This window comes from Citrobacter sp. Cpo074 (genome assembly GCF_030332745.1).
Lineage (GTDB): Bacteria > Pseudomonadota > Gammaproteobacteria > Enterobacterales > Enterobacteriaceae > Citrobacter > Citrobacter portucalensis.
Window position 1 is genome coordinate 105,995 of the sequence record NZ_JAOWHG010000023.1, and the last position, 25,275, is coordinate 131,269.

General features: G+C 52.9%; 22 protein-coding genes and 1 riboswitch. Of the genes, 16 read left to right on the plus strand and 6 right to left on the minus strand.

Annotated elements, in window-relative coordinates:
• Positions 1 to 110 precede the first annotated feature (110 nt).
• Positions 111 to 234: riboswitch (TPP riboswitch) on the minus strand.
• A 33-nt stretch (positions 235 to 267) separates the two neighbouring features.
• A complete protein-coding gene (gene sgrR, locus OGX83_RS01575) occupies positions 268 to 1,923 on the minus strand; it encodes an HTH-type transcriptional regulator SgrR (RefSeq protein ID WP_048214950.1) in 1,656 nt (551 codons plus the stop codon).
• Positions 1,924 to 2,022: 99 nt separating this feature from the next.
• Between sgrR and sgrT the strand changes: the two genes are divergently transcribed.
• The 5 genes from sgrT (at position 2,023) to idnR (ending at position 6,898) form a co-directional block, all read left to right on the plus strand.
• Entirely contained in the window at positions 2,023 to 2,151 is a 129-nt protein-coding gene (sgrT, locus tag OGX83_RS01580) for a glucose uptake inhibitor SgrT (protein ID WP_020996233.1), read from the plus strand.
• A gap of 108 nt (positions 2,152 to 2,259) precedes the next feature.
• Positions 2,260 to 3,438, plus strand: a complete 1,179-nt coding sequence (locus OGX83_RS01585) for a sugar efflux transporter (protein ID WP_286587257.1) — start codon at positions 2,260 to 2,262, stop codon at positions 3,436 to 3,438.
• 278 nt (positions 3,439 to 3,716) lie between these two features.
• On the plus strand, positions 3,717 to 4,481 hold the full coding sequence (idnO, locus tag OGX83_RS01590; protein ID WP_008786186.1) for a gluconate 5-dehydrogenase: 765 nt from the start codon (positions 3,717 to 3,719) through the stop codon (positions 4,479 to 4,481).
• 58 nt (positions 4,482 to 4,539) lie between these two features.
• Positions 4,540 to 5,823, plus strand: a complete 1,284-nt coding sequence (locus tag OGX83_RS01595) for an MFS transporter (protein ID WP_003829574.1) — start codon at positions 4,540 to 4,542, stop codon at positions 5,821 to 5,823.
• Between the two features lie 82 nt (positions 5,824 to 5,905).
• Positions 5,906 to 6,898 carry a DNA-binding transcriptional regulator IdnR gene (gene idnR, locus OGX83_RS01600; protein WP_032944294.1) on the plus strand — a complete coding sequence of 331 codons (993 nt, stop codon included), beginning with the start codon at positions 5,906 to 5,908 and terminating at the stop codon, positions 6,896 to 6,898.
• A gap of 45 nt (positions 6,899 to 6,943) precedes the next feature.
• Here the strand turns inward: idnR and leuD are convergent, their stop codons facing one another.
• The 5 genes from leuD to leuL form a co-directional block, all read right to left on the minus strand.
• On the minus strand, positions 6,944 to 7,549 hold the full coding sequence (leuD, locus tag OGX83_RS01605) for a 3-isopropylmalate dehydratase small subunit (protein WP_003829572.1): 606 nt from the start codon (positions 7,547 to 7,549) through the stop codon (positions 6,944 to 6,946).
• Positions 7,550 to 7,559: 10 nt separating this feature from the next.
• Positions 7,560 to 8,960 (minus strand): 3-isopropylmalate dehydratase large subunit, encoded by a 1,401-nt coding sequence (leuC, locus tag OGX83_RS01610; protein WP_286587258.1) that lies wholly within the window; start codon positions 8,958 to 8,960, stop codon positions 7,560 to 7,562.
• Between the two features lie 2 nt (positions 8,961 to 8,962).
• On the minus strand, positions 8,963 to 10,054 hold the full coding sequence (leuB, locus tag OGX83_RS01615; protein WP_003829570.1) for a 3-isopropylmalate dehydrogenase: 1,092 nt from the start codon (positions 10,052 to 10,054) through the stop codon (positions 8,963 to 8,965).
• A complete protein-coding gene (gene leuA, locus OGX83_RS01620) occupies positions 10,054 to 11,625 on the minus strand; it encodes a 2-isopropylmalate synthase (protein ID WP_008786191.1) in 1,572 nt (523 codons plus the stop codon). Before leuA ends, leuB begins: the two co-directional genes overlap by 1 nt.
• A 90-nt stretch (positions 11,626 to 11,715) precedes the next feature.
• The gene (leuL, locus tag OGX83_RS01625) at positions 11,716 to 11,802 is read right to left on the minus strand and encodes a leu operon leader peptide (protein ID WP_048998978.1); all 87 of its coding nucleotides are present in this window, start codon (positions 11,800 to 11,802) and stop codon (positions 11,716 to 11,718) included.
• A gap of 654 nt (positions 11,803 to 12,456) precedes the next feature.
• On the opposite strand from leuL, the gene leuO reads away from it, so the two are divergent.
• The 11 genes from leuO to mraY all read left to right on the plus strand — a co-directional run bounded on the left by leuO (position 12,457) and on the right by mraY (position 25,274).
• Positions 12,457 to 13,404 carry a transcriptional regulator LeuO gene (gene leuO / locus OGX83_RS01630; RefSeq protein WP_020996231.1) on the plus strand — a complete coding sequence of 316 codons (948 nt, stop codon included), beginning with the start codon at positions 12,457 to 12,459 and terminating at the stop codon, positions 13,402 to 13,404.
• 318 nt (positions 13,405 to 13,722) lie between these two features.
• Positions 13,723 to 15,447: an acetolactate synthase 3 large subunit gene (ilvI, locus tag OGX83_RS01635; RefSeq protein WP_020996230.1), complete on the plus strand. Its 1,725-nt coding sequence runs from the start codon at positions 13,723 to 13,725 to the stop codon at positions 15,445 to 15,447.
• Positions 15,448 to 15,449: 2 nt separating this feature from the next.
• Entirely contained in the window at positions 15,450 to 15,941 is a 492-nt protein-coding gene (ilvN, locus tag OGX83_RS01640; protein ID WP_286587260.1) for an acetolactate synthase small subunit, read from the plus strand.
• A 264-nt stretch (positions 15,942 to 16,205) separates the two neighbouring features.
• Complete coding sequence (gene cra, locus OGX83_RS01645; protein ID WP_003018794.1) at positions 16,206 to 17,210, plus strand: catabolite repressor/activator; 1,005 nt, start codon at positions 16,206 to 16,208, stop codon at positions 17,208 to 17,210.
• 613 nt (positions 17,211 to 17,823) lie between these two features.
• The gene (mraZ, locus tag OGX83_RS01650) at positions 17,824 to 18,282 is read left to right on the plus strand and encodes a division/cell wall cluster transcriptional repressor MraZ (RefSeq protein WP_003018792.1); all 459 of its coding nucleotides are present in this window, start codon (positions 17,824 to 17,826) and stop codon (positions 18,280 to 18,282) included.
• A gap of 1 nt (position 18,283) precedes the next feature.
• Positions 18,284 to 19,225, plus strand: coding sequence for a 16S rRNA (cytosine(1402)-N(4))-methyltransferase RsmH (rsmH, locus tag OGX83_RS01655; RefSeq protein ID WP_003018789.1), 942 nt, complete (start codon positions 18,284 to 18,286; stop codon positions 19,223 to 19,225).
• Positions 19,222 to 19,587 carry a cell division protein FtsL gene (ftsL, locus tag OGX83_RS01660; RefSeq protein ID WP_000625651.1) on the plus strand — a complete coding sequence of 122 codons (366 nt, stop codon included), beginning with the start codon at positions 19,222 to 19,224 and terminating at the stop codon, positions 19,585 to 19,587. Before rsmH ends, ftsL begins: the two co-directional genes overlap by 4 nt.
• 15 nt (positions 19,588 to 19,602) lie before the next feature.
• The gene (gene ftsI / locus OGX83_RS01665; protein WP_003829538.1) at positions 19,603 to 21,369 is read left to right on the plus strand and encodes a peptidoglycan glycosyltransferase FtsI; all 1,767 of its coding nucleotides are present in this window, start codon (positions 19,603 to 19,605) and stop codon (positions 21,367 to 21,369) included.
• Entirely contained in the window at positions 21,356 to 22,843 is a 1,488-nt protein-coding gene (gene murE / locus OGX83_RS01670) for a UDP-N-acetylmuramoyl-L-alanyl-D-glutamate--2,6-diaminopimelate ligase (protein WP_286587261.1), read from the plus strand. The genes ftsI and murE overlap by 14 nt, the downstream gene beginning before the upstream one ends.
• On the plus strand, positions 22,840 to 24,198 hold the full coding sequence (gene murF, locus OGX83_RS01675) for a UDP-N-acetylmuramoyl-tripeptide--D-alanyl-D-alanine ligase (RefSeq protein WP_057067409.1): 1,359 nt from the start codon (positions 22,840 to 22,842) through the stop codon (positions 24,196 to 24,198). The genes murE and murF overlap by 4 nt, the downstream gene beginning before the upstream one ends.
• Positions 24,192 to 25,274, plus strand: coding sequence for a phospho-N-acetylmuramoyl-pentapeptide-transferase (gene mraY / locus OGX83_RS01680; RefSeq protein ID WP_003018774.1), 1,083 nt, complete (start codon positions 24,192 to 24,194; stop codon positions 25,272 to 25,274). The genes murF and mraY overlap by 7 nt, the downstream gene beginning before the upstream one ends.
• Position 25,275: the final 1 nt, after the last annotated feature.

A 25,275-nucleotide genomic window follows, 5' to 3' on the forward strand; every position in this document is an offset into this window, starting at 1 on the left:
GCGGCGACGCAGCGCATCCCCAGGAGCGTACAGGTAGTACGTGACTGGGGTGAGCGAGGAAAGCCAACGCATCTGCAGCTTGAAATATGACGAGTTAGGTGGCAAAGGACTTGAGCTACAGCCTCAAATCCCTTCGCCGGCATTATCCGGATCAGGTTCGACGGGTATCTCTCAGCCCATACACCGATCGAATGATTTTGTGTATGTTTTTATTTAGCACCCCGTTGAGAACAGCGTTAGTGTAATGATTTTGTTGTTCAGCAGCAATTATGGATCCGGCGGCGCAAACCACGCCGATTTAAAATCAAACCAGCCGAGGGTATTCATGCGCAGCCCGCGCATACTGCGCTGTCCCTGAATGATCAGCCAGTGGTGGATTAATGGCACAATGGCCTTTGTGGCGAGCAACTGTTGGCACCATGCTGCCAGGCTCATTTCGCCCGTTCGCCAGCGAGCCGCATCGTTTTCCCAGTCCCGCGAGATACAGTTTTGCAGCAAAGGGACTTCGCACAAATGTGCGAACAGTGAGAAGTCCAGCGGGAGGGTAAAGTTGGCGCTGTTGAGCCAGATATCGCTGACGATTTCACCTGCATGCCATTGATCGTAGTCGATCTCCTGAATATTCAACTGTACCTGATGCTGCGCCAGCAACGTTTTCATGATCTGCGCGATAATCCGGTGTTCGATATGATCGCGATAGTAGGTGATCGTCAGCGTTTCCAGCCCGGCGGGTTTTTCACCATGGCCAGGTTTGGCGTGATGCCAGCGGGGAAGCAAACCGTAGGCGGGAAACCACAACCGCTGGTACTGTTCATCGGCGTGGCAGATTAAATTTGTTGGCGAGAGAACGCGGCTTGCCCACTCGCGAACCTCCTGGTTCGCGCCACGGTGGCTACGCGCATCAAACAACAGGTAGTAGCAACCTTCTTCGAGGCGGCTTTCGATCGCCTTTTCATCCTCTGTTGGACCTTTTAGCGTCAACCCGCCGCCAGGCTCTTCTCCGATGTCGGGTAATACCCAAACGTTAACTTCGTCAATCAGCGCCCGGTAGCCAAAGTAATCATCAAATGCATGAATTTTCAGTTGGTTATTGGTATTGCGCATTACCGCATACGGACCGGTACCAATCGGGTGGCTGGAAAAGTTGTTTAGCGTTTCCCATTCTCGCGGCAGGATCATGGCGGGGACCTGCCCCAATAGCCAGGGAAGCCAGCGATCTGGCTGGGCCAGATGGATATCCAGCGTCCAGGCCGTGGGGGAGACGATCTGCGTGATGTGTGAGTACAGCGGCAGGGCGTTAATGCGCCTCAGCGAGGCGATAACATCTTCCATTTCCAGCTCGCGGCCATGATGAAAATGGATCCCCGGGCGCAGGAAGAATCGCCAATGCAAAGGTGAAATTTGCTGCCAGTGATGGGCAATGTCCGCTTCCAGTTCCCCATTTTCCTCATTTACCCGAATTAAGGCACTGAAGATTTGGCGGGCGATATGGGTTTCGGAGCGGCGTAATGCCGTACCGGGGAGCAAGTTGTGCATCGGGCGATAATAGAGAACGCGCATGATATGCCGACCCTGGCGAAAGCTGCGACCCAGATGGGAGACCAGCATTTGCCGGACGGCCGTTTTGTCACCAACAAGTTGCACCAGTTGATCGATGCGATCCTGTTCCAGTAGGTCTTCCGCGCGCTGCTGCTGGAGCGCCAGCCCAGTATAGAGGAATGTCAGTCGCGAGCGTTTACCTCGTCCAACTTCAGCTTCCCACGTTAACCAACCACGATCCTGCATGGTATTAAGCAGCGTACGCATATGGCGGCGCGAGCAGCTCAGCAGATCCGCCAGCTCGTTGAGCGTCGTGTCTTGCGTCTTGCCGTCACAGCATTGCCACAGACGGATGAACTGTTGTTGCAAACGACCAGAAGACATAAAAGGGGAACTCCTGCGGAAAACTCAGCAATTTTATAATCCCTATATTAAGCCAATAATAGATTCCGATGAAGCGATGAGACAACGAAGGGGTCATCTATGCGTCAGTTCTGGTTGAAGTACTTTACCGCGACAGAAAAATCGTCCTGGTTGGCTTGCCTGAGTGCCCCGCAGCGCTTAAAGATGCTCGAAGAGCTGATGCAGTGGGAGATGACATCTGACTCCTGAATTGGAAATTGCAGACATCATGTGTGACTGAGTATTGGTGTAAAATCACCCGCCAGCAGATTTTTTCTGCTGGCTTTTTTCGTATCAGCCCAGCCAATAGGGATAACAATGCTCTGGATTATGACCATGGGACGGCGCCTCAACGGCGTTTACGCGGCATTTATGCTGGTCGCTTTTATGATGGGCGTGGCGGGGGCATTGCAGGCACCCACGCTGAGTCTGTTCCTGAGCCGTGAAGTCGGGGCGCAGCCATTTTGGGTCGGGCTGTTTTACACCGTCAATGCGATTGTCGGGATCGTCGTCAGCCTTGGCCTCGCGAAACGATCCGACAGCCATGGCGATCGACGTAAGTTGATCATGTTCTGCTGCCTGATGGCAATTGGCAATGCGTTGCTGTTTGCCTTTAATCGTCACTATCTTACGCTGATCACCTGCGGTGTGCTGCTGGCCTCGCTGGCGAACACCGCCATGCCGCAGCTGTTTGCGCTGGCGCGGGAATATGCTGATAACTCCGCGCGTGAAGTGGTGATGTTTAGCTCGGTGATGCGTGCGCAGCTTTCACTGGCCTGGGTAATTGGCCCACCGCTGGCTTTTATGCTGGCGCTGAATTACGGCTTTACGGCGATGTTTTCCATTGCCGCAGGGATTTTTGCCATTAGCCTGGTGCTGATTGCGCTGATACTGCCGTCAGTTGCTCGGGTGGAGCAGCCTGTAGACGTGCCGCTGGAACAGACCGGCGGTTGGCAGGACAAAAATGTACGCATGTTGTTTATTGCCTCCACGCTGATGTGGACCTGCAACACCATGTACATCATCGATATGCCGCTGTGGATAAGCCTCGAACTGGGCTTGCCGGACAAGCTGGCCGGGATTCTAATGGGGACGGCGGCTGGACTGGAAATTCCGGCGATGATTCTTGCGGGCTATTACGTGAAGCGCTTTGGCAAACGGCGAATGATGATCGCGGCCGTCGCGGCAGGCGTGCTGTTTTATCTTGGTTTGATCTTCTTTCACAGCCGTACGGCGCTGCTGGTGCTGCAACTGTTTAACGCGGTATTTATCGGTATTATCGCCGGGATAGGCATGCTGTGGTTTCAGGATCTGATGCCCGGACGTGCGGGATCAGCGACCACATTATTTACCAACAGTATTTCAACGGGAGTCATTCTGGCAGGGGTGATTCAGGGGGCTGTTGCGCAAAGCTACGGTCACTCTGCCGTCTATTGGGTGATTGCGGTGATTTCGGTGGTGACGCTGTGGATGACTGGTCGGGTGAAGGATGTTTAGTCCGGTGCAGTCCCGGCGTTGCAGTGCTCGACCGGACGACATTTCGTATTCGCTTTTGTCGTTTTTGTAGGCCGGATAAGGCGTTTACGCCGCCATCCGGCAACCTGTCCTTACGGCCTGATCGCGTTACGCTTATCAGGCTAATCCCTCTTTTTTTCATCTTGCACGTAAATGCAATGTTGATCACATAACGATCATTTTCCTCTTCCTGGATCTTCTTTTTTCTACTGTTACGCGTATACAGTTACGCGTAACAGTTATTAAAAAAGGAGTTTTTTATGAAGAACCTATTCGACCTGACCGGCAAACGCGCGCTGATTACCGGTTCCGCTCAGGGCATTGGTAACCTGCTGGCCAACGGTCTGGCGGCGCACGGTGCTGAGATTGTGATTAACGATATTACCCAGCAGCGCGCTCAGGCGGCGGCGGACAAACTGGTTGCCGAAGGCTATCGCGCCGTTGGCTATGGATTTGATGTCACCAACGGGGAAGAGGTGGCGCGCGCCATCGCGCAAATTGAAAAGGAAGTTGGGGCCATTGATATTTTAATTAACAACGCCGGAATTCAGCGTCGTTTTCCCTTCACCGAATTCCCGGAGGCTGAATGGGACAAAGTGATTGATGTAAACCAGAAATCGGTCTTTCTGGTGTCACAGCAGGTTTCCCGCTACATGGTGCAACGCCGCCGCGGGAAGATTATTAATATCTGCTCAATGCAAAGCGAATTAGGTCGTAAAACCATTACTCCATACGCGGCGTCAAAAGGCGCGGTCAAAATGTTAACCCGTGGCATGTGCGTGGAACTGGCGGAATACAATATTCAGGTCAATGGCATTGCTCCCGGCTATTTCGCCACCGACATGACCACCGCGCTGGTCAACGATGAAGCATTCTCCGCCTGGCTGTTCCAGCGCACGCCCGCCGCTCGCTGGGGTAACCCGGAGGAGCTGATCGGCGCGGCGGTTTATCTTGCCGCGCCCGCTTCTGACTTTGTGAATGGGCATCTTCTGTTTGTGGACGGCGGCATGCTGGCCGCGGTCTGATCAATAATGGGCCGCAACGCGCGGCCTGAGCGATAAAACAATAATCCAAGGAGTGAGTATGAATATGCTCGCAAAACTGCCAGCGCGTCGCTGGTGGTATTTAATGCCGATTATTTTTATTACCTACAGCTTAGCTTATCTCGACCGCGCCAATTACGGCTTTGCCGCTGCCGCCGGTATTGAACATGACTTAGGGATTACTCAGGGAACAGCATCGTTAATTGGCGCGTTATTCTTCCTGGGCTATTTCTTTTTCCAGGTGCCGGGCGCGATGTACGCCGTTAAACATAGCGTGCGCAAAATGATTTTTTACAGCCTGATCCTTTGGGGGCTTTGTGCCGCGGCGACCGGCTTTGTCAGCAATATCCCAACGCTGATGGCGATCCGCTTTATTCTCGGCATCGTCGAAGCGGCGGTGATGCCCGCGATGCTGATTTATATCAGCAACTGGTTTACCAAAACTGAACGCTCGCGCGCCAACACCTTTTTAATTCTTGGCAACCCGGTCACAGTGCTGTGGATGTCGATAGTCTCCGGCTACCTGATTGAAGCCTGGGGCTGGCGCGAAATGTTTATTATCGAAGGTATCCCGGCGGTGATCTGGGCGTTCTGCTGGGTGATTCTGGTACGCGACAAACCGGCGGATGCGGGCTGGTTGAGCGAGCAGGAGAAACAGGCATTACAGCAGGCGATGGATCGCGAGCAGCGCGACATCAAACCGATGCGTAACTACGGTGAAGCGATGCGTTCACGCAGCGTCATTATGCTTTGCGCGGTGCATGCGCTGTGGAGCATCGGGGTGTATGGCTTCATGATGTGGATGCCGTCAATCCTCAAAAATGCGGCGCAGATGGACATCGTGGCGGTGGGCTGGCTGGCAGCGGTACCGTATCTGGCGGCGATCTGCCTGATGCTGACCGTCTCCTGGCTGTCCGATAAGTTCCAGAACCGTAAGCTGTTTATCTGGCCACTGCTGTTGATTGCCGCCATCGCGTTCTTTGCCTCGTGGCTGTTGGGCAACCAGTCCTTCTGGCTCTCCTACGCGCTGCTGGTTGTGGCCGCCGCCTGTATGTATGCGCCTTACGGGCCGTTCTTTGCGCTGATCCCCGAACTGCTACCGCGCAACGTCTCCGGCGTGTCGATGGGGATGATCAACAGTTTTGGCGCGTTAGGGGCATTCCTCGGCGCGTGGCTGGTGGGTTACCTCAACGGCGTGACCGGCGGGCCGGGCGTCTCCTACACCTTCATGGCGATTGCTCTGCTGGCGTCGGTGGTGCTGATGTACTGCGTTCGTGCGCAAAATGAAACCACGTCGCCGTCGGCTGAGATGGCTACGCGTTAAGGTTGAGCGAGGAGTGCAGTCGCTAACCGGCTGTGATAAGGTTCTCTGCGAGCATAATGGGCTGTTGGTCGTAGAGAACCTCATGAAAAACAATCGGATGACATTACAGGATATCGCTAATCTGGCCGGGCTGAATAAGATGACGGTCAGCCGTTATCTGCGTGACCCGAATCAGGTGTCGCAACGCAGCCGCGAATTGATTTCGAAAGTGATGGAAGAGAACAACTACATCCCCAACCGTGCCCCGGAAATTCTGCTCAACGCACGTAGCAAAACCATTGGTGTGCTGATCCCCTCGTTTCGTAATCAGATCTTTGCCGACGTGCTGGCGGGGATTGAATCCGTCACCTCGGCCTGCCAGTACCAGACGCTGATCGCCAACTACGAATATGATGCCGAGCGTGAAGAACGCGAGGTGCTGAACCTGCTCTCTTACAATATCGACGGCCTGATCCTCACGGGAAAGCTGCATACCGAGCGAATGATCCAGTACGTGCGCGCCAGCGGCGTACCGGTGGCGGAACTGATGGATATTAGCGGCCAGTATCTTGATATACAGGTTGGGTTTGATAACGAAAAAGCCGCGTTTGAAATGACGCAGGCTTTTATCGACAGCGGTAAACGCAGCATTGCTTTCTTTGGCTCGATGGATGACCCCCGAGACCTTAGCCGTTTTCGCGGCACCGAGAAAGCGCTGGCGGCGCAGGGACTGGAAGCGTACCACCTGGCGCCAAAGACTATTTCGTCGGTGGCGCTGGGCCGCAAGATGTTCCAGCAGGCGATGGCGGAAAAGCCGGATATTGACGCTATTTTCTGTACCAACGATGACCTGGCGGTTGGCGCGCTGCTGGAGTGTCAGGCACAGCAGTACGATGTGCCGGGAAAAATGGCGATTGCCGGTTTCCACGGGCTGGAAATTGGCCGTGCGCGGCTGCAAAAAATCGCCAGTGTGATTACGCCACGCTTTGAGATTGGCAAAACGGCGGCGGATATTCTGATTAAGCGTTTGAACGGGAAAGATGCGCCGGGCAGCGTCAATCTTGGCTACCAAATCTATTACGGCGATACGCTTTAGGCGAAGAGAAAGGGCTGGCCACCGTGTGGTGACCAGCGGAAGAGATTACTGCATAAACGCTGGCTGCTTGTCTTCGTACTCGGTGATGGCCGCTTCATGCTGCAGCGTCAGCCCGATGCTGTCCAGACCGTTGAGCATGCAGTGGCGGCGGAAGTCGTCGATTTTAAAGCTGTAGGACTTATCGCCTGCTTTCACCACCTGCGCTTCCAGATCCACTTCAAATTTAATGCCCGGATTGGCTTTCACCAGCGCGAACATTTCATCTACCTGCGCGTCGCTCAGGGTCACCGGCAACAGTTGGTTATTGAAACTGTTGCCGTAGAAGATGTCGGCGAAGCTTGGTGCGATCACCACTTTAAAGCCGTAATCGGTCAGTGCCCACGGCGCATGTTCGCGTGAAGAGCCGCAGCCAAAGTTTTCCCGTGCGAGCAGAATTGATGCCCCTTTATATTCCGGGAAGTTTAAAACGAACTCAGGATTCGGCTGTTGGCCCTTTTCGTCCAGGAAACGCCAGTCGTTAAACAGATGGGCGCCAAAACCGGTGCGCGTAACCTTCTGCAAAAACTGTTTAGGGATAATTGCGTCGGTATCAACGTTGGCGGCATCCAGTGGGACAACCAGGCCGGTATGCTGGGTAAATTTCTCTGCCATGGTAGTTTCCTTATTTGATGCTGCGAATGTCGGCAAAATGACCGGTAACGGCGGCAGCGGCGGCCATGGCCGGGCTGACTAAATGCGTGCGACCACCGCGGCCCTGACGACCTTCAAAATTACGGTTGCTGGTGGATGCGCAGCGTTCGCCTGGGTTCAGGCGGTCATTGTTCATCGCCAGGCACATGGAACAGCCCGGTAAACGCCATTCAAAACCGGCTTCGATAAAGATCTTATCCAGACCTTCTGCTTCCGCCTGCGCTTTCACCGGACCAGAGCCCGGCACCACCAGTGCCTGCACACCCGGCGCAACTTTGCGCCCTTTGGCGATTTCTGCCGCGGCGCGTAAATCTTCAATACGCGAGTTGGTGCAGGAACCGATGAACACTTTATCGATAGCCACTTCCGTTAACGGAATACCCGGTTTCAGCCCCATATACACCAGCGCTTTTTCAGCTGATGCACGCTCAACGGGATCGGCAAATGACGCCGGGTCGGGAATATTATCGTTTACCGAGATGACCTGACCCGGGTTTGTTCCCCAGGTGACCTGCGGAGCGATCTCTTCTGCCTGCAGGGTAACGACTGTATCAAACGTCGCGTTGTCGTCGGTTTTCAGGGTTTTCCAGTATGTAACCGCGTGGTCAAAATCCTCGCCCTTCGGTGCGTGTAAACGACCCTGAACATAGTTAAAGGTCGTTTCATCCGGTGCGACCAGACCCGCTTTGGCGCCCATTTCAATGGCCATGTTGCACAGGGTCATCCGGCCTTCCATGCTCAATGCACGGATGGCTTCGCCACAAAACTCAACCACGTGTCCGGTACCGCCTGCGCTACCGGTTTTACCGATAATCGCCAGCACGATATCTTTGGCGGTAATGCCAGGGGCTGCTTTACCGTTGACTTCAATCTTCATGGTTTTGGCGCGCCCCTGTTTCAGGGTCTGCGTCGCCAGAACGTGTTCAACTTCAGAGGTGCCAATGCCAAATGCCAGTGCACCGAACGCGCCGTGTGTAGCGGTGTGGGAATCGCCGCAGACGATGGTCATACCCGGCAACGTCACGCCTTGTTCTGGCCCCATCACGTGAACGATACCCTGATACGGATGGTTCAGGTCGTACAGCTCGACGCCAAATTCGTTACAGTTCTTAATCAGCTCCTGCATCTGGATGCGCGCCATCTCACCCGACGCGTTGATATCTTTGGTCTGGGTAGAGACGTTGTGATCCATGGTGGCAAAGGTTTTACCTGGCTGGCGCACCTGACGGCAATGCGCGCGCAGACCATCAAACGCCTGCGGAGAGGTCACTTCATGCACCAGATGCCTGTCGATGTACAACAGTGGGGTTTCGTTTTGCGCCTCAAAGACGACGTGCGCATCAAACAATTTTTCGTACAACGTTTTGGCCATGATTACACCCCTTCTGCGACGTAACGGGCAATGATGTCGCCCATTTCATCGGTACTGACTGCGGCAGCGCCACGGGCTAAGTCACCGGTGCGAATGCCTTCTTCTAATGCGCGGTTGATGGCGCTCTCAATTGCGGTTGCCGCATCATTGGCATCCAGGCTGTAGCGCAGCAGCAGCGCCAGCGACAGGATCTGGGCGATAGGGTTGGCAATATTTTTCCCGGCGATGTCCGGAGCGGAGCCGCCAGCAGGCTCGTACAAACCGAAGCCCTGCTCATTCAGGCTGGCGGACGGTAACATGCCCATTGAACCGGTGATCATGGCGCACTCATCAGACAGAATGTCACCAAACAGGTTAGAGCACAGCAACACGTCGAACTGGGATGGATCTTTAATTAATTGCATAGTCGCGTTGTCGATGTACATATGCGCCAGTTCAACGTCCGGGTATTCATTAGCAATTTCATTGACAATTTCGCGCCACAGAATAGACGTTTGCAGTACGTTAGCTTTATCAATCGACGTAACTTTACGGCGACGTTTGCGAGCGGATTCAAACGCGATACGCGCAATACGTTCGATCTCGAAACGGTGATAAACCTCGGTATCAAAGGCTTTTTCATGTTGTCCGCTGCCTTCGCGGCCTTTTGGTTGACCGAAGTAAATCCCGCCAGTCAGTTCGCGTACGCACAGGATGTCGAAACCGTTCGCGGCAATATCCGCGCGCAGAGGGCAAAACGCTTCCAGCCCCTGGTAGAGCTTAGCCGGGCGCAGGTTGCTGAATAATTTGAAGTGCTTACGCAATGGCAGCAGTGCGCCACGCTCTGGCTGCTGGTTTGGCGGCAGGTTTTCCCATTTCGGGCCGCCAACGGAGCCAAACAGAATGGCGTCAGCTTGTTCACAGCCTTCAACCGTTGCAGGTGGCAGTGGCTGACCGTGGTTATCGATCGCGGCACCACCCACGTCGTAGTGGCTGGTGGTAATGCGCATATTAAAGCGGTTACGGATTGCGTCCAGTACCTTCAGGGCTTGCGCCATTACTTCCGGGCCAATACCGTCACCCGGCAAAACAGCAATATGATAATTCTTCGACATCACACGGTTTCCTTGTTGTTCTCGTTGTTCTGAGCTTTGCGTTGCAATTCTTTTTCGACTTCTTCGGCGCGCCAGATGTTGTTCAGCACATGCACCATCGCTTTAGCAGAAGATTCGACGATATCTGTCGCCAGACCGACGCCGTGGAAACGACGACCGTTATAGTTGGCAACGATATCCACCTGACCCAGCGCATCTTTACCGTGCCCTTTGGCGGTCAGGCTGTATTTCACCAGTTCGATGTTGTACTCAGTTACACGGTTGATGGCCTGATAAATAGCATCGACCGGACCGTTACCGTTCGCCGCTTCGGCTTTGACTTCGTCACCGCAGGCCAGCTTGACGGAGGCGGTGGCGATGTCGTTTGAGCCGGACTGCACGCTGAAGTAATCCAGACGGAAATGCTCTGGTTCTTCCTGCTGTTTATTAATGAAGGCCAGCGCTTCCAGGTCGTAATCAAATACCTGACCTTTTTTATCCGCCAGTTTCAGGAATGCGTCATACAGGTTGTCCAGGCTGTATTCATTTTCTTTATATCCCATCTCGTCCATACGGTGTTTCACCGCTGCGCGTCCGGAACGGGAGGTCAGGTTCAGCTGTACCTGGTTCAGACCAATGGATTCAGGCGTCATGATTTCGTAGTTTTCACGGTTTTTCAGTACGCCGTCCTGATGGATGCCGGAGGAGTGGGCAAAGGCGCCGCTACCGACAATGGCTTTGTTTGCCGGAATTGGCATGTTGCAGATTTGGCTGACTAACTGACTGGTACGCCAGATCTCCTGGTGATTGATGCGGGTCTGTACATTCAGGATATCTTTACGCACCTTGATCGCCATGATCACTTCTTCCAGTGAACAGTTACCGGCGCGTTCGCCGATACCGTTCATCGCGCCTTCCACCTGACGCGCTCCGGCGTGAACGGCTGCCAGCGCGTTGCCGACGCCCAAACCTAAATCATCATGGGTGTGTACGGAGATGATGGCTTTATCGATATTTGGTACGCGTTCATACAGGCCAGAAATGATTGCCCCAAATTCGAAAGGCATGGTGTAACCGACGGTATCGGGGATGTTAATGGTTTTGGCACCTGCGTTAATGGCAGCTTCAACCACGCGAGCCAGATCGGCGATAGGGGTACGGCCTGCATCTTCGCAGGAGAACTCCACGTCATCGGTATAATTACGCGCACGCTTAACCATGTAGACCGCGCGCTCAATGACCTCATCCAGCGTACTGCGTAATTTCGTCGCGATGTGCATCGGCGAGGTGGCGATAAACGTATGAATACGGAAAGCTTCAGCGACTTTCAGCGATTCTGCAGCGACGTCGATATCTTTTTCTACGCAGCGGGCTAAGGCGCAAACGCGGCTGTTTTTAACCTGACGAGCAATGGTCTGAACTGACTCAAAGTCGCCCGGTGAAGAAACGGGGAAACCCACTTCCATCACGTCAACGCCCATACGCTCAAGGGCCAGCGCAATCTGCAGTTTTTCTTTCACACTCAGGCTTGCCTGTAACGCCTGTTCACCATCGCGTAAGGTGGTATCGAAAATAATGACTTGCTGGCTCATGGTTTAGGTCCTTGGTTTCTTAGGGCGCCTTGCTTCGAGCATAAAAAAACCCGCGCAACGGCGCGGGTTTTTGTCTTAACTGGAGCTGACTTAATGCTGAATGTCGTCCACCAGTCTACCGCGCAATGAAGATGCGTTTAGTAGTAGTAGACCGTTAAAACGAGCAATGTAAGTCATCAATTAAGCTCCAGGCGAATGCGATATGCTTTTAGTGGTACTGGATATGAAGACTGATGTCAACCCTCACCCCTGCAAATGCCTTACTTGAGGGGAGAAGTTTCTGCAAAACTTAAGCGAATTGTGCTGAATTTTTCGGAGTACATAAAATTAATCAGTTGATGGTTGTACATACTTTTCATGGTTTGACATATTTGAGCATAATTATTTGCATTTATTGTAACGGCGAACTGAAGAAAAGGTCGCTCTTGGGATTTCATATCTTTATGATTTGACTGTTTTTATAGTAATCGTGAATGGCTATGTGCGGTATGACTCCACATAATTGATAAATTAATGTTAACTTTTAATGTATTAATAATATAAACATTTAATTAAAACTTAAATACGTATTCACGATACGTATGATTGTATATTCGCCATGCTTATGGTTATATTGTTTTTGAAATTTAAACATATGAATCACCGTGCAGTGACACCTGCCACACTGCGCTCGCATTGGTCTTTTGTTCATTTAGGTTTGTACCTTTATGTTTTCCTAATTTTAATGTTTTTTCTTTTTCTCATCTTATATGTATGGTAAATCATATTAACGGAGATTATTTCTTCACTCCGTCTGGGAAAAGGGAGTTTAGAGTGACAGTGGAGTTAAATATGCCAGAAGTAAAAATAATAGATAAAACAAATATTATAGATATGGGGAAGCCACAGCTTCGCATGGTTGATCTTAATTTATTAACCGTCTTTGATGCGGTGATGCAAGAACAAAATATTACCCGTGCCGCGCATACTTTAGGAATGTCGCAACCTGCTGTCAGTAATGCGGTCGCGCGCCTGAAAGTGATGTTTAATGATGAGCTTTTTGTTCGTTATGGACGCGGTATCCAGCCGACAGCAAGAGCTTTCCAGCTATTTGGTTCTGTTCGCCAGGCATTGCAATTAGTGCAAAATGAACTGCCTGGATCGGGTTTTGAGCCAGCCAGCAGCGAGCGCGTATTCAATCTTTGCGTATGCAGCCCATTGGATAATATTCTGACGTCGTTGATTTATAATCGGGTTGAGCAAGTAGCGCCAAACATTCATGTCGTATTTAAATCTTCACTCAATCAAAATACAGAGCATCAATTACGTTACCAGGAAACAGAATTCGTTATTAGCTATGAAGAATTCCGTCGTCCTGAATTTACCAGTATTCCGTTATTCAATGACGAAATGGTGTTAGTCGCAAGTAAAAAGCATCCGCGCATTAGTGGTCCGTTACTGGAAAGCGATGTCTATAATGAACAGCATGCGGTGGTGTCACTTGATCGCTTCGCATCATTCAGCCAACCGTGGTATGACACACCGGATAAACAATCCTGCGTAGCTTATCAGGGCATGGCATTAATTAGCGTTCTTAATATTGTGTCGCAAACGCATTTGGTCTCTATTGCGCCGCGTTGGTTAGCAGAAGAATTTGCCGATTCTTTAGAACTACAGATCTTACCTTTACCGTTAAAATTGAACAGCCGCACATGCTATCTTTCCTGGCATGAAGCCGCGGGCCGGGATAAAGGACATCAATGGATGGAAGAGCTGTTAGTCTCCGTTTGTAAGCAGTAGCACTCGGCAGAGTAAACCGGACAATACATCCTGTTTATTCTGCTTTTGTCTTTATAACTGAAATTTTATGCTGAACTCTATTTTTTACGTCTGTCCAAAAGTGTCAAAAAATAGAGTAATTGCTGTAAGTTCCCATTTTTAAGCGATTATTTATCATACTGATTGCTTATGTTGGTTTAATTCTCCGTTTATTCGCGTCTTTCCTCCTTTTTATTCTTATTTACTCCAGTGCCACCCCTTCGGAGTCAATTGCCATGCGTCATCGTCAGCGGTTAATGTGTTGTTAAACCGTAATTCATTATAAGAGTGAGGCAAGCCATGGAGATGTTGTCTGGAGCCGAGATGGTCGTCCGATCGCTCATCGATCAGGGTGTGAAGCAGGTATTCGGTTATCCCGGAGGGGCCGTTCTCGATATTTATGATGCGCTGCATACGGTCGGCGGTATTGATCATGTGCTGGTTCGCCATGAACAAGCGGCAGTACATATGGCTGATGGCCTTGCGCGTGCCACGGGAGAAGTGGGGGTCGTATTAGTTACCTCCGGACCGGGGGCGACCAACGCGATTACCGGAATCGCAACGGCTTACATGGATTCCATTCCGCTGGTGATCCTCTCCGGACAGGTCGCAACGTCGCTGATTGGCTACGATGCCTTCCAGGAGTGCGACATGGTAGGTATATCCCGCCCGGTGGTAAAACACAGCTTCCTGGTCAAACAAACGGAAGATATCCCGCAGGTGCTGAAAAAAGCCTTCTGGCTGGCAGCAAGCGGTCGTCCTGGGCCGGTGGTGGTGGATTTGCCGAAGGATATTCTGAATCCGGCGAAGAAACTGCCTTATAGCTGGCCGGACTCGGTGAGTATGCGCTCGTATAATCCGACGACGACGGGGCACAAAGGACAGATCAAACGGGCGCTACAGACGCTGGTTGCGGCGAAGAAACCGGTTGTCTATGTGGGCGGTGGCGCGGTCAATGCTGCTTGCCATGAGCAGTTAGCTCAGATTGCTGAAGCGCTGAATCTGCCGGTTGTCTCCTCGCTAATGGGGTTGGGCGCGTTTCCGGCCACGCATCGTCAGGCGCTGGGCATGTTAGGGATGCACGGTACCTACGAAGCGAATATGACCATGCATCATTCCGATGTGATCTTTGCTGTCGGCGTTCGCTTTGACGATCGAACGACGAATAACCTGGCAAAATATTGTCCGAATGCGACCGTGCTGCATATCGACATCGATCCGACCTCTATTTCTAAAACCGTTACTGCGGATATTCCGATTGTGGGTGATGCCCGTCTGGTGCTGGATCAAATGCTCGAACTGCTGGAGCAAGAGAAATCACAGCAGCCACTGGATGATAACCGTGACTGGTGGCAACAGATTGAGCACTGGCGCGCCCGTCAGTGTCTGAAATACGACACGCAAAGCGAAAGCATTAAGCCGCAGGCGGTGATTGAAACCATCTGGCGTCTGACGAAAGGGGAGGCGTATGTGACCTCTGACGTTGGCCAGCATCAGATGTTTGCCGCACTTTATTATCCGTTCGATAAACCGCGTCGCTGGATTAACTCAGGCGGCCTCGGCACGATGGGATTCGGTTTACCTGCGGCGTTAGGGGTGAAAATGGCGTTGCCGGATGAAACGGTAGTGTGCGTCACCGGGGATGGCAGCATTCAGATGAACATCCAGGAGCTGTCGACGGCGCTGCAGTATGAACTGCCGGTGCTGGTGCTCAACCTTAACAACCGTTATCTCGGCATGGTCAAACAATGGCAGGACATGATCTACTCCGGGCGTCACTCCCAGTCTTACATGCAGTCGCTGCCCGATTTTGTGCGCCTTGCTGAGGCTTATGGGCATATCGGTATCCAGATTAATCATCCAGATGAACTGGAGAGCAAGCTGGGTGAAGCGCTGGAGCATGTGCGTAACCATCGCCTGGTGTTTGTCGACGTCACCGTCGACGGCAGCGAGCATGTCTACCCGATGCAGATTCGTGGGGGCGGTATGGATGAAATGTGGTTAAGCAAAACGGAGAGGACCTGATTATGCGCCGGATATTATCGGTATTGCTGGAAAATGAGTCGGGTGCATTGTCGCGGGTGATTGGCCTCTTCGCCCAGCGTGGATACAACATTGAAAGCCTGACCGTCGCGCCGACCGACGACCCCACCTTATCGCGGATGACGATTCAGACGGTAGGGGATGAGAAAGTCCTTGAGCAGATCGAAAAGCAGCTCCACAAACTGGTGGATGTTCTGCGCGTTAGCGAGCTGGGGCAGGGTGCCCACGTTGAACGAGAAATCATGCTGGTGAAAATCCAGACCAGCGGTTATGGCCGGGAGGAGGTGAAACGCAACACGGAGATTTTCCGCGGGCAAATCATCGATGTGACGCCGTCTATCTACACCGTACAACTGGCGGGCACCAGCGACAAGCTGGATGCGTTTCTGGCAACCTTGCGTGAAGTCGCCAAAATTGTGGAAGTTGCTCGTTCCGGTGTGGTGGGACTCTCCCGTGGCGATAAAATTATGCGCTAATCGTCAACCGTAGGCCTGGTAAGCAAAGCGCTATCAGGCCTCATCGTGGAGGTCATGCCGGATAGCGGCATAAACGCCTTATCCTGCCTGCAGGTAACGAACCCGCTTTCGCTGATGCTACCTGCTGCGCTTTTTTTTGCGAAATCAGCAGTAACCAGAGACAAAAGCGGTTGCCGCAGTCATTATTCTGCGCTTAGATGTTAAGAAGTTTAACCCATGCCATCTAAAAGGTTATGGTTTGTACATTTTACGCAAGGGGCAATTGTGAAACTGGATGAAATCGCTCGGTTGGCCGGCGTTTCGCGAACGACTGCAAGCTACGTTATTAATGGCAAAGCAAAGCAATATCGCGTAAGCGACAAAACGGTTGAAAAAGTCATGGCGGTGGTGCGTGAGCATAATTACCACCCAAATGCCGTGGCGGCCGGGCTGCGTGCTGGACGCACACGTTCTATCGGGCTGGTGATCCCGGATCTTGAGAACACAAGCTATACCCGGATCGCAAACTATCTGGAACGCCAGGCGCGTCAGCGTGGGTATCAGCTGTTGATTGCCTGCTCAGAAGATCAGCCGGATAACGAAATGCGCTGTATTGAGCATCTTTTACAGCGCCAGGTCGATGCCATTATTGTGTCGACTTCTTTGCCGCCTGAGCATCCGTTCTACCAACGCTGGGCAAACAGTTCATTCCCGATTGTGGCGCTGGACCGTGCACTGGACCGCGAACATTTTACCAGCGTTGTGGGGGCGGATCAGGATGATGCGGAAATGCTGGCAGAGGAGTTACGCAAATTCCCTGCTGAAACCGTCCTCTATCTGGGCGCGCTTCCTGAATTATCCGTCAGTTTCCTGCGCGAGCAGGGTTTTCGTACCGCGTGGAAGGACGATCCGCGTGAAGTCCATTTCCTGTACGCCAACAGCTATGAGCGGGAAGCGGCTGCGCAGCTGTTTGATAAATGGCTGGAAACGCACCCAATGCCTCAGGCGTTGTTTACCACGTCGTTTGCCCTGTTGCAGGGCGTGATGGATGTGACCCTGCGTCGTGATGGGCAACTGCCGTCTGATTTAGCGATTGCGACTTTTGGCGATCACGAACTGCTCGACTTCCTGCAGTGCCCGGTACTGGCAGTGGCACAGCGCCATCGCGATGTCGCAGAACGCGTGCTGGAGATTGTACTGGCAAGTCTGGACGAACCGCGTAAACCAAAACCAGGTTTAACGCGTATACGGCGTAATCTGTACCGTCGCGGTATTCTCAGCCGTAACTAAGTTTCCTCAATTGATGACGTCGGCGGGATAAGCCTCTGACGTCTTCAATTTTTCTATTCTCAGAAATAACCGCATTATATTTAAGAATATTCTTTAGAATTATCTGAAATTCATTCTTGAAATACCCCGAATTAAAAATGCAACTATCCATTTTTGGGTTATTGATACGTAACGACGCGTTACGCTTGTATTATTTTGTTACATGCATGTATGGATTTGCCGAATTAACAAACACTTTGCTCTCGTATTGCGGCCATCTGGTGCTTACCTCGGCTCTGCGCGGCGTACAGACCGATTAACTGGTACTGTTAACTCGCTGCATATTGTCCTAAAATGCCGCTCGCGTCGCAAACTGACACTTTATATTTTCTTTGGATGATATTCAGTTGTTTTAAACAATGATGAGTTGTTGGATTTTTTTCTTACAAATATTCATGACGTTAATTTGCTTCGTTTGCTGTACGGAATTTGTTCAACGCTGATATTAGCCGTAAACAATGGGTTTTTTGCTCCGCTAAGCGCCGCGACTTGCTTGACAAGGTTTTCCTCCGCTCCGTAAACTCCTTTAAGTGGGAATTTGTGGGATAAAGTGGTAATTGGGGGTGAGACTGGCATGTTCCGGGGAGCAACGTTAGTTAATCTCGACAGTAAAGGGCGCTTATCCGTGCCTACCCGTTATCGGGATCAACTGCTTGAGAGCGCTACCGGTCAAATGGTTTGCACCATTGACATCCATCACCCGTGCCTGCTGCTGTACCCCCTGCCTGAATGGGAAATAATCGAGCAGAAGCTATCGCGTCTGTCGAGCATGAATCCAGTTGAGCGCCGCGTACAGCGCTTATTGTTGGGTCATGCCAGCGAATGTCAGATGGATAACGCTGGTCGATTACTGATAGCACCCATTCTGCGGCAACACGCAGGGCTAACGAAAGAAGTGATGCTGGTTGGGCAGTTCAATAAGTTTGAGCTGTGGGATGAAACGACCTGGTATCAACAGGTCAAGGAAGATATCGACGCTGAGCAGTCTGTTACTGGCGCGTTGTCGGAACGATTGCAGGATTTGTCTCTATAAAATGACGGAAAATTATAAACATACAACGGTGTTGCTGGATGAAGCCGTAAACGGCCTGAATATTCGTCCAGACGGCATCTACATTGACGGGACATTTGGTCGCGGTGGTCACTCACGTCTGATCCTCTCCCAGCTTGGCGAAGAGGGACGTTTACTGGCAATCGATCGCGATCCGCAGGCTATTGCCGTTGCAAAAACGATTACCGATCCCCGTTTCTCCATCGTACATGGACCTTTCTCTGCGCTGGCTGACTATGTCGCCGAGCGTGGACTGACCGGTAAGATCGACGGGATTCTTCTCGATCTCGGCGTTTCTTCACCGCAGCTCGATGACGCAGAGCGCGGTTTCTCGTTTATGCGTGACGGTCCGTTAGATATGCGTATGGACCCAACACGCGGTCAGTCAGCGGCCGAATGGCTGCAAACCGCCGATGAAGCAGACATTGCCTGGGTGATTAAAACCTTTGGCGAAGAGCGCTTTGGCAAACGCATTGCGCGCGCCATCGTGGAGCGCAACCGCATCGAACCGATGACCCGCACCAAAGAGCTGGCGGAAGTTATTGCAGCGGCAATGCCGGTGAAGGACAAATTCAAACATCCCGCGACCCGTACCTTCCAGGCGGTGCGCATTTGGGTGAACAGTGAACTGGAGGAGATAGAGCAGGCGCTAAAAAGCTCGCTCAGCGTGCTGGCTCCAGGTGGTCGCCTTTCGATCATCAGTTTCCATTCGCTTGAAGACCGCATTGTGAAACGCTTTATGCGTGAACAAAGCCGTGGTCCTCAGGTACCGGCTGGAATACCGATGACCGAAGCGCAGATCAAAAAGCTGGGCGGCCGTGAGTTAAGAGCACTAGGCAAGATGATGCCGGGTGAAGAAGAGGTAGCTGAGAATCCTCGTGCCCGTAGTTCAGTTCTGCGTATTGCAGAGAGGACGAACGCATGATCAGCAGAGTGACAGAAGCCCTCAGCAAAGTTAAAGGATCGATAGGAAGCAACGAGCGCCATGCCTTGCCTGGCGTGATCGGTGACGATCTTTTGCGGTTTGGGAAGCTGCCACTCTGCCTGTTCATTTGCATTATTTTGACGGCGGTTACCGTCGTGACAACAGCACACCATACGCGGTTACTGACTGCGCAGCGTGAGCAGCTGGTTCTGGAGCGAGATGCGCTGGATATCGAATGGCGCAACTTGATCCTTGAGGAGAACGCGCTCGGCGACCATAGCCGTGTTGAACGGATCGCAACGGAAAAGCTGCAAATGCAGCATGTCGATCCCTCACAAGAAAATATCGTAGTACAAAAATAAGGATAAACGCGACGCATGAAAGCAGCGGCAAAAACGCACAAACCAAAACGCCAGGAAGAACAAGCCAACTTTATCAGTTGGCGTTTTGCGTTACTGTGCGGCTGTATTTTGCTGGCACTGGGTTTTCTGCTGGGGCGCGTTGCCTGGCTGCAAATCATCGCGCCGGACATGCTGGTGCGTCAGGGTGATATGCGCTCTCTACGCGTCCAGGAAGTGTCTACATCACGCGGAATGATTACCGACCGCTCTGGTCGCCCGCTGGCGGTGAGCGTTCCGGTTAAAGCGATATGGGCCGACCCGAAAGAAGTACATGATGCAGGCGGCGTGAGCGTTGGTGAACGCTGGAGAGCGCTGTCAACCGCGCTGAATCTCCCGCTCGATCAACTGGCTTCCCGCATTAACGCCAACCCGAAAGGGCGCTTCATCTATCTGGCGCGTCAGGTAAACCCTGACATGGCCGACTACATCAAGAAACTGAAGCTGCCAGGTATCCACCTGCGCGAAGAATCCCGCCGTTACTATCCTTCCGGAGAAGTGACTGCTCACCTCATCGGCTTTACTAACGTCGACAGCCAGGGGATTGAAGGCGTTGAGAAGAGCTTCGACAAGTGGCTCACCGGACAACCGGGCGAACGTATTGTACGTAAAGACCGTTATGGCCGCGTCATTGAAGATATCTCCTCTACCGACAGCCAGGCGGCGCATAACCTCGCGTTGAGCATTGATGAGCGTTTACAGGCACTGGTCTACCGTGAACTGAATAACGCCGTGGCGTTCAACAAGGCGGAGTCAGGCAGTGCGGTACTGGTGGATGTAAACACCGGTGAAGTGCTGGCCATGGCCAACAGTCCGTCCTACAACCCGAACAATCTCACCGGTACGCCAAAAGACGCGATGCGTAACCGTACTATCACCGACGTGTTTGAACCGGGTTCTACCGTTAAACCGATGGTGGTGATGACCGCGCTGCAGCGTGGCGTGGTACGCGAAAATACCGTCCTTAACACTATCCCTTACCGAATTAATGGTCACGAAATCAAAGACGTGGCGCGTTATAGCGAATTAACCCTCACCGGGGTTTTGCAGAAGTCGAGTAACGTCGGTGTTTCCAAGCTGGCGTTAGCGATGCCGTCCTCAGCGTTAGTAGATACTTACTCACGTTTTGGGCTGGGAAAAGCGACCAATTTGGGGTTGGTCGGAGAACGCAGTGGCTTATATCCTCAAAAACAACGGTGGTCTGACATAGAGAGGGCCACCTTCTCTTTCGGCTACGGGCTAATGGTAACGCCGTTACAGTTAGCGCGAGTCTATGCAACGATCGGCAGCTACGGCGTTTATCGTCCACTGTCGATTACCAAAGTAGACCCTCCTGTTCCGGGTGAGCGTATCTTCCCGGAAGATACCGTGCGTACCGTCGTGCATATGATGGAAAGCGTGGCGCTGCCGGGCGGCGGCGGCGTGAAGGCGGCGATTAAAGGCTATCGCATCGCTATTAAAACCGGTACAGCGAAAAAAGTAGGGCCGGATGGCCGCTACATCAACAAATACATTGCTTATACCGCAGGCGTTGCGCCTGCGAGTCAGCCGCGCTTCGCGCTGGTTGTTGTTATCAACGATCCGCAGGCGGGTAAATACTACGGTGGCGCCGTTTCCGCGCCGGTCTTTGGTGCCATCATGGGCGGCGTACTGCGCACCATGAACATCGAGCCGGATGCGCTGACAACGGGCGATAAAAATGAATTTGTGAATAATCAAGGCGAGGCAACAGGTGGCAGATCGTAATTTGCGCGACCTTCTTGCTCCATGGGTGCCGGGTGCACCGGAGCGAGCACTGCGGGAGATGACGCTTGACAGCCGTGTGGCTGCATCAGGCGATCTCTTTGTCGCAGTATTGGGTCATCAGGCGGACGGGCGTCGGTATATCCCGCAGGCGATAGCGCAAGGTGTGGCTGCCATTATTGCAGAAGCAAAAGATGAAGCTACTGATGGTGAAATCCGTGAAATGCATGGCGTTCCGGTCATCTATCTCAGTCAGCTTAACGAACGTTTATCTGCACTGGCGGGCCGTTTTTACCACGAGCCTTCTGAGAAAATGCGTCTGGTCGGCGTAACCGGGACTAACGGTAAAACCACCACCACCCAATTGCTGACCCAGTGGAGCCAACTGCTTGGCGAAACCAGCGCGGTAATGGGAACAGTAGGTAATGGCCTGCTGGGCAAAGTGATCCCGACGGAAAATACCACCGGTTCAGCCGTTGATGTCCAGCATGTGCTGGCGGGGCTGGCTGCGCAGGGCGCAACGGTTGGCGCGATGGAAGTCTCTTCACACGGCCTGGTTCAGCATCGCGTGGCGGCGCTGAAGTTTGCCGCATCAGTATTTACTAACTTAAGCCGTGACCATCTCGACTACCACGGCGACATGGAACATTACGAAGCCGCGAAATGGCTGCTGTATTCCACGCACCATTGCGGTCAGGCCATCGTCAATGCGGATGATGAAGTCGGGCGTCGCTGGCTGGCGAAACTCCCTGATGCGGTTGCCGTTTCGATGGAAGACCACATCAACCCGAACTGTCATGGTCGTTGGTTAAAAGCGGTTGACGTGAAGTATCACGACAGCGGGGCAACGATTCGTTTTACCTCCTCATGGGGCGACGGCAAAATTGAAAGCCGCCTGATGGGGGCGTTTAACGTCAGCAATCTTTTGCTGGCGCTGGCAACGCTGTTGGCACTGGGCTATCCGTTAGCTGATTTACTGAAAACGGCGACACAATTGCAGCCGGTTTGCGGACGTATGGAAGTGTTCAGCGCGCCGGGTAAAACCACCGTGGTGGTTGATTACGCTCATACGCCAGATGCGCTGGAAAAAGCGCTGCAGGCGGCACGTCTGCACTGTACTGGCAAACTGTGGTGCGTCTTTGGCTGCGGTGGCGATCGCGATAAAGGCAAACGTCCGTTGATGGGCGCAATCGCCGAGCAGTTTGCAGATGTTGTCGTGGTGACTGATGACAACCCGCGTACCGAAGAGCCGCGCGCCATTATTAACGACATTCTGGCGGGTATGCTGGATGCCGGACAGGCGAAGGTGATGGAAGGGCGCGCAGAAGCCGTGACAAACGCCATTATGCAGGCGAAAGAAAACGACGTGGTGCTGGTGGCCGGGAAAGGTCACGAAGATTACCAGATCGTCGGCTCGCAGCGTCTCGACTATTCTGACCGCGTGACCGCAGCGCGTCTGCTGGGGGTTATCGCATGATTAGCGTAACGCTCAGCCAACTGGCGGAGATCCTCCGTGGCGAACTGAAAGGGGCCGATCTGACCCTTGATGCCGTAACAACCGATACGCGTAAAGTGACGCCGGGCTGCCTGTTTGTGGCGCTGAAAGGCGAACGCTTTGATGCCCATGATTTTGCAGACAAAGCGCAAGAGAGCGGGGCGGGTGCGCTGCTGGTCAGCCGCCCGTTGGACACCAACCTGCCGCAGCTGATTGTTAAAGATACGCGTCTGGCGTTTGGTGAACTGGCGGCGTGGGTTCGCGCTCAGGTTCCGGCGCGCGTTGTCGCGCTGACCGGCTCATCCGGTAAAACGTCCGTCAAAGAGATGACGGCTGCCATTCTGAGCCAGTGTGGTAACACCCTATATACCGCGGGCAATCTGAATAACGACATCGGCGTACCGATGACGCTGCTGCGCTTAACTAACGATTACGACTATGCCGTGATTGAGCTCGGCGCCAACCATCAGGGCGAAATCGCCTGGACCGTCGGCCTGACGCGTCCGGAAGCGGCGCTGGTGAACAATCTGGCCGCCGCGCACCTGGAAGGTTTCGGCTCTCTGGCGGGCGTTGCGAAGGCAAAAGGTGAGATTTTTACCGGCCTGTCTGAGAATGGTATCGCCATTATGAATGCCGACAACAACGACTGGTTGAACTGGCAAAGCATCATCGGCGAACGCAAAGTCTGGCGCTTCTCCCCAAATGCGGCCAACAGCGACTTTTCTGCTACCAACGTTCATGTGACCTCGCATGGCACAGAATTTTCTCTGCAAACGCCGACCGGAAGCATTGATGTCCTGCTGCCGTTGCCGGGTCGCCACAATATCGCTAACGCCCTTGCGGCGGCGGCGCTTTCTATGGCGGTAGGCGCGACGCACGAGGCGATCAAAGCGGGTTTGAAGGATCTGCAAGCGGTACCGGGACGTCTGTTCCCGATTCAACTCGCAGAAAATCAGTTGCTGCTGGACGACTCCTATAACGCGAACGTCGGTTCGATGACCGCAGCGGTGCAGGTGCTGTCTGAAATGCCGGGCTATCGCGTACTGGTCGTTGGCGATATGGCAGAGCTTGGCGCAGAAAGTGAAGCATGCCATGTACAGGTAGGTGTTGCTGCGAAAGCAGCAGGTATCGACCGTGTACTGAGTACAGGAAAACTGAGTCAGGCAATTAGCGACGCCAGCGGCGTTGGCGAACATTTTGCGGATAAAAGCGCGCTGGCCGCGCATCTTAAAGCATTGATTGCAGAACATCAGGTCATGACGATTTTAGTGAAGGGTTCACGTAGTGCCGCCATGGAAGAGGTAGTACGCGCATTACAGGAGAATGGGACATGTTAGTTTGGCTGGCCGAACATTTGGTCAAATATTATTCCGGCTTTAACGTCTTTTCCTATCTGACGTTTCGCGCCATCGTCAGCCTGCTGACCGCGCTGTTCATCTCTTTGTGGATGGGCCCGCGCATGATTGCCCGCTTGCAAAAAATGTCCTTTGGACAGGTTGTACGTAACGACGGTCCTGAATCGCACTTTAGTAAACGTGGTACGCCAACGATGGGCGGGATCATGATCCTCACCGCGATTGTTATCTCCGTTCTGTTGTGGGCATATCCGTCGAACCCGTACGTATGGTGCGTGCTGGTGGTATTGATTGGCTACGGCATTATCGGTTTTGTCGATGACTACCGCAAAGTGGTGCGCAAAGATACCAAGGGGCTGATTGCCCGCTGGAAGTACTTCTGGATGTCGGTGATTGCGCTGGGTGTAGCCTTTGCGCTGTACCTCGCCGGTAAAGATACCCCGGCTACCGAGCTGGTGGTGCCGTTCTTTAAAGATGTCATGCCGCAGTTGGGGCTGTTCTACGTGCTGCTGGCGTACTTCGTGATTGTGGGTACTGGCAATGCGGTAAACCTCACCGATGGCCTGGATGGTCTGGCGATTATGCCGACCGTGTTCGTGGCTGCAGGTTTTGCGCTGGTGGCGTGGGCGACCGGTAACATGAACTTTGCCAACTACCTGCACATTCCCTATTTACGCCATGCCGGCGAACTGGTGATCGTCTGTACGGCGATTGTCGGTGCGGGGTTAGGCTTCCTGTGGTTTAACACCTATCCGGCGCAGGTCTTTATGGGCGACGTCGGTTCGCTGGCGCTGGGCGGCGCGCTGGGCATTATTGCCGTGCTGCTGCGTCAGGAATTCCTGCTGGTAATCATGGGCGGCGTATTTGTTGTGGAAACGCTGTCGGTCATTCTGCAGGTTGGCTCCTTTAAGCTGCGCGGACAGCGTATCTTCCGTATGGCGCCGATTCACCATCACTATGAACTGAAAGGCTGGCCGGAACCGCGCGTAATTGTGCGCTTCTGGATTATTTCGCTGATGCTGGTGCTGATTGGCCTGGCAACGCTGAAGGTACGTTAAT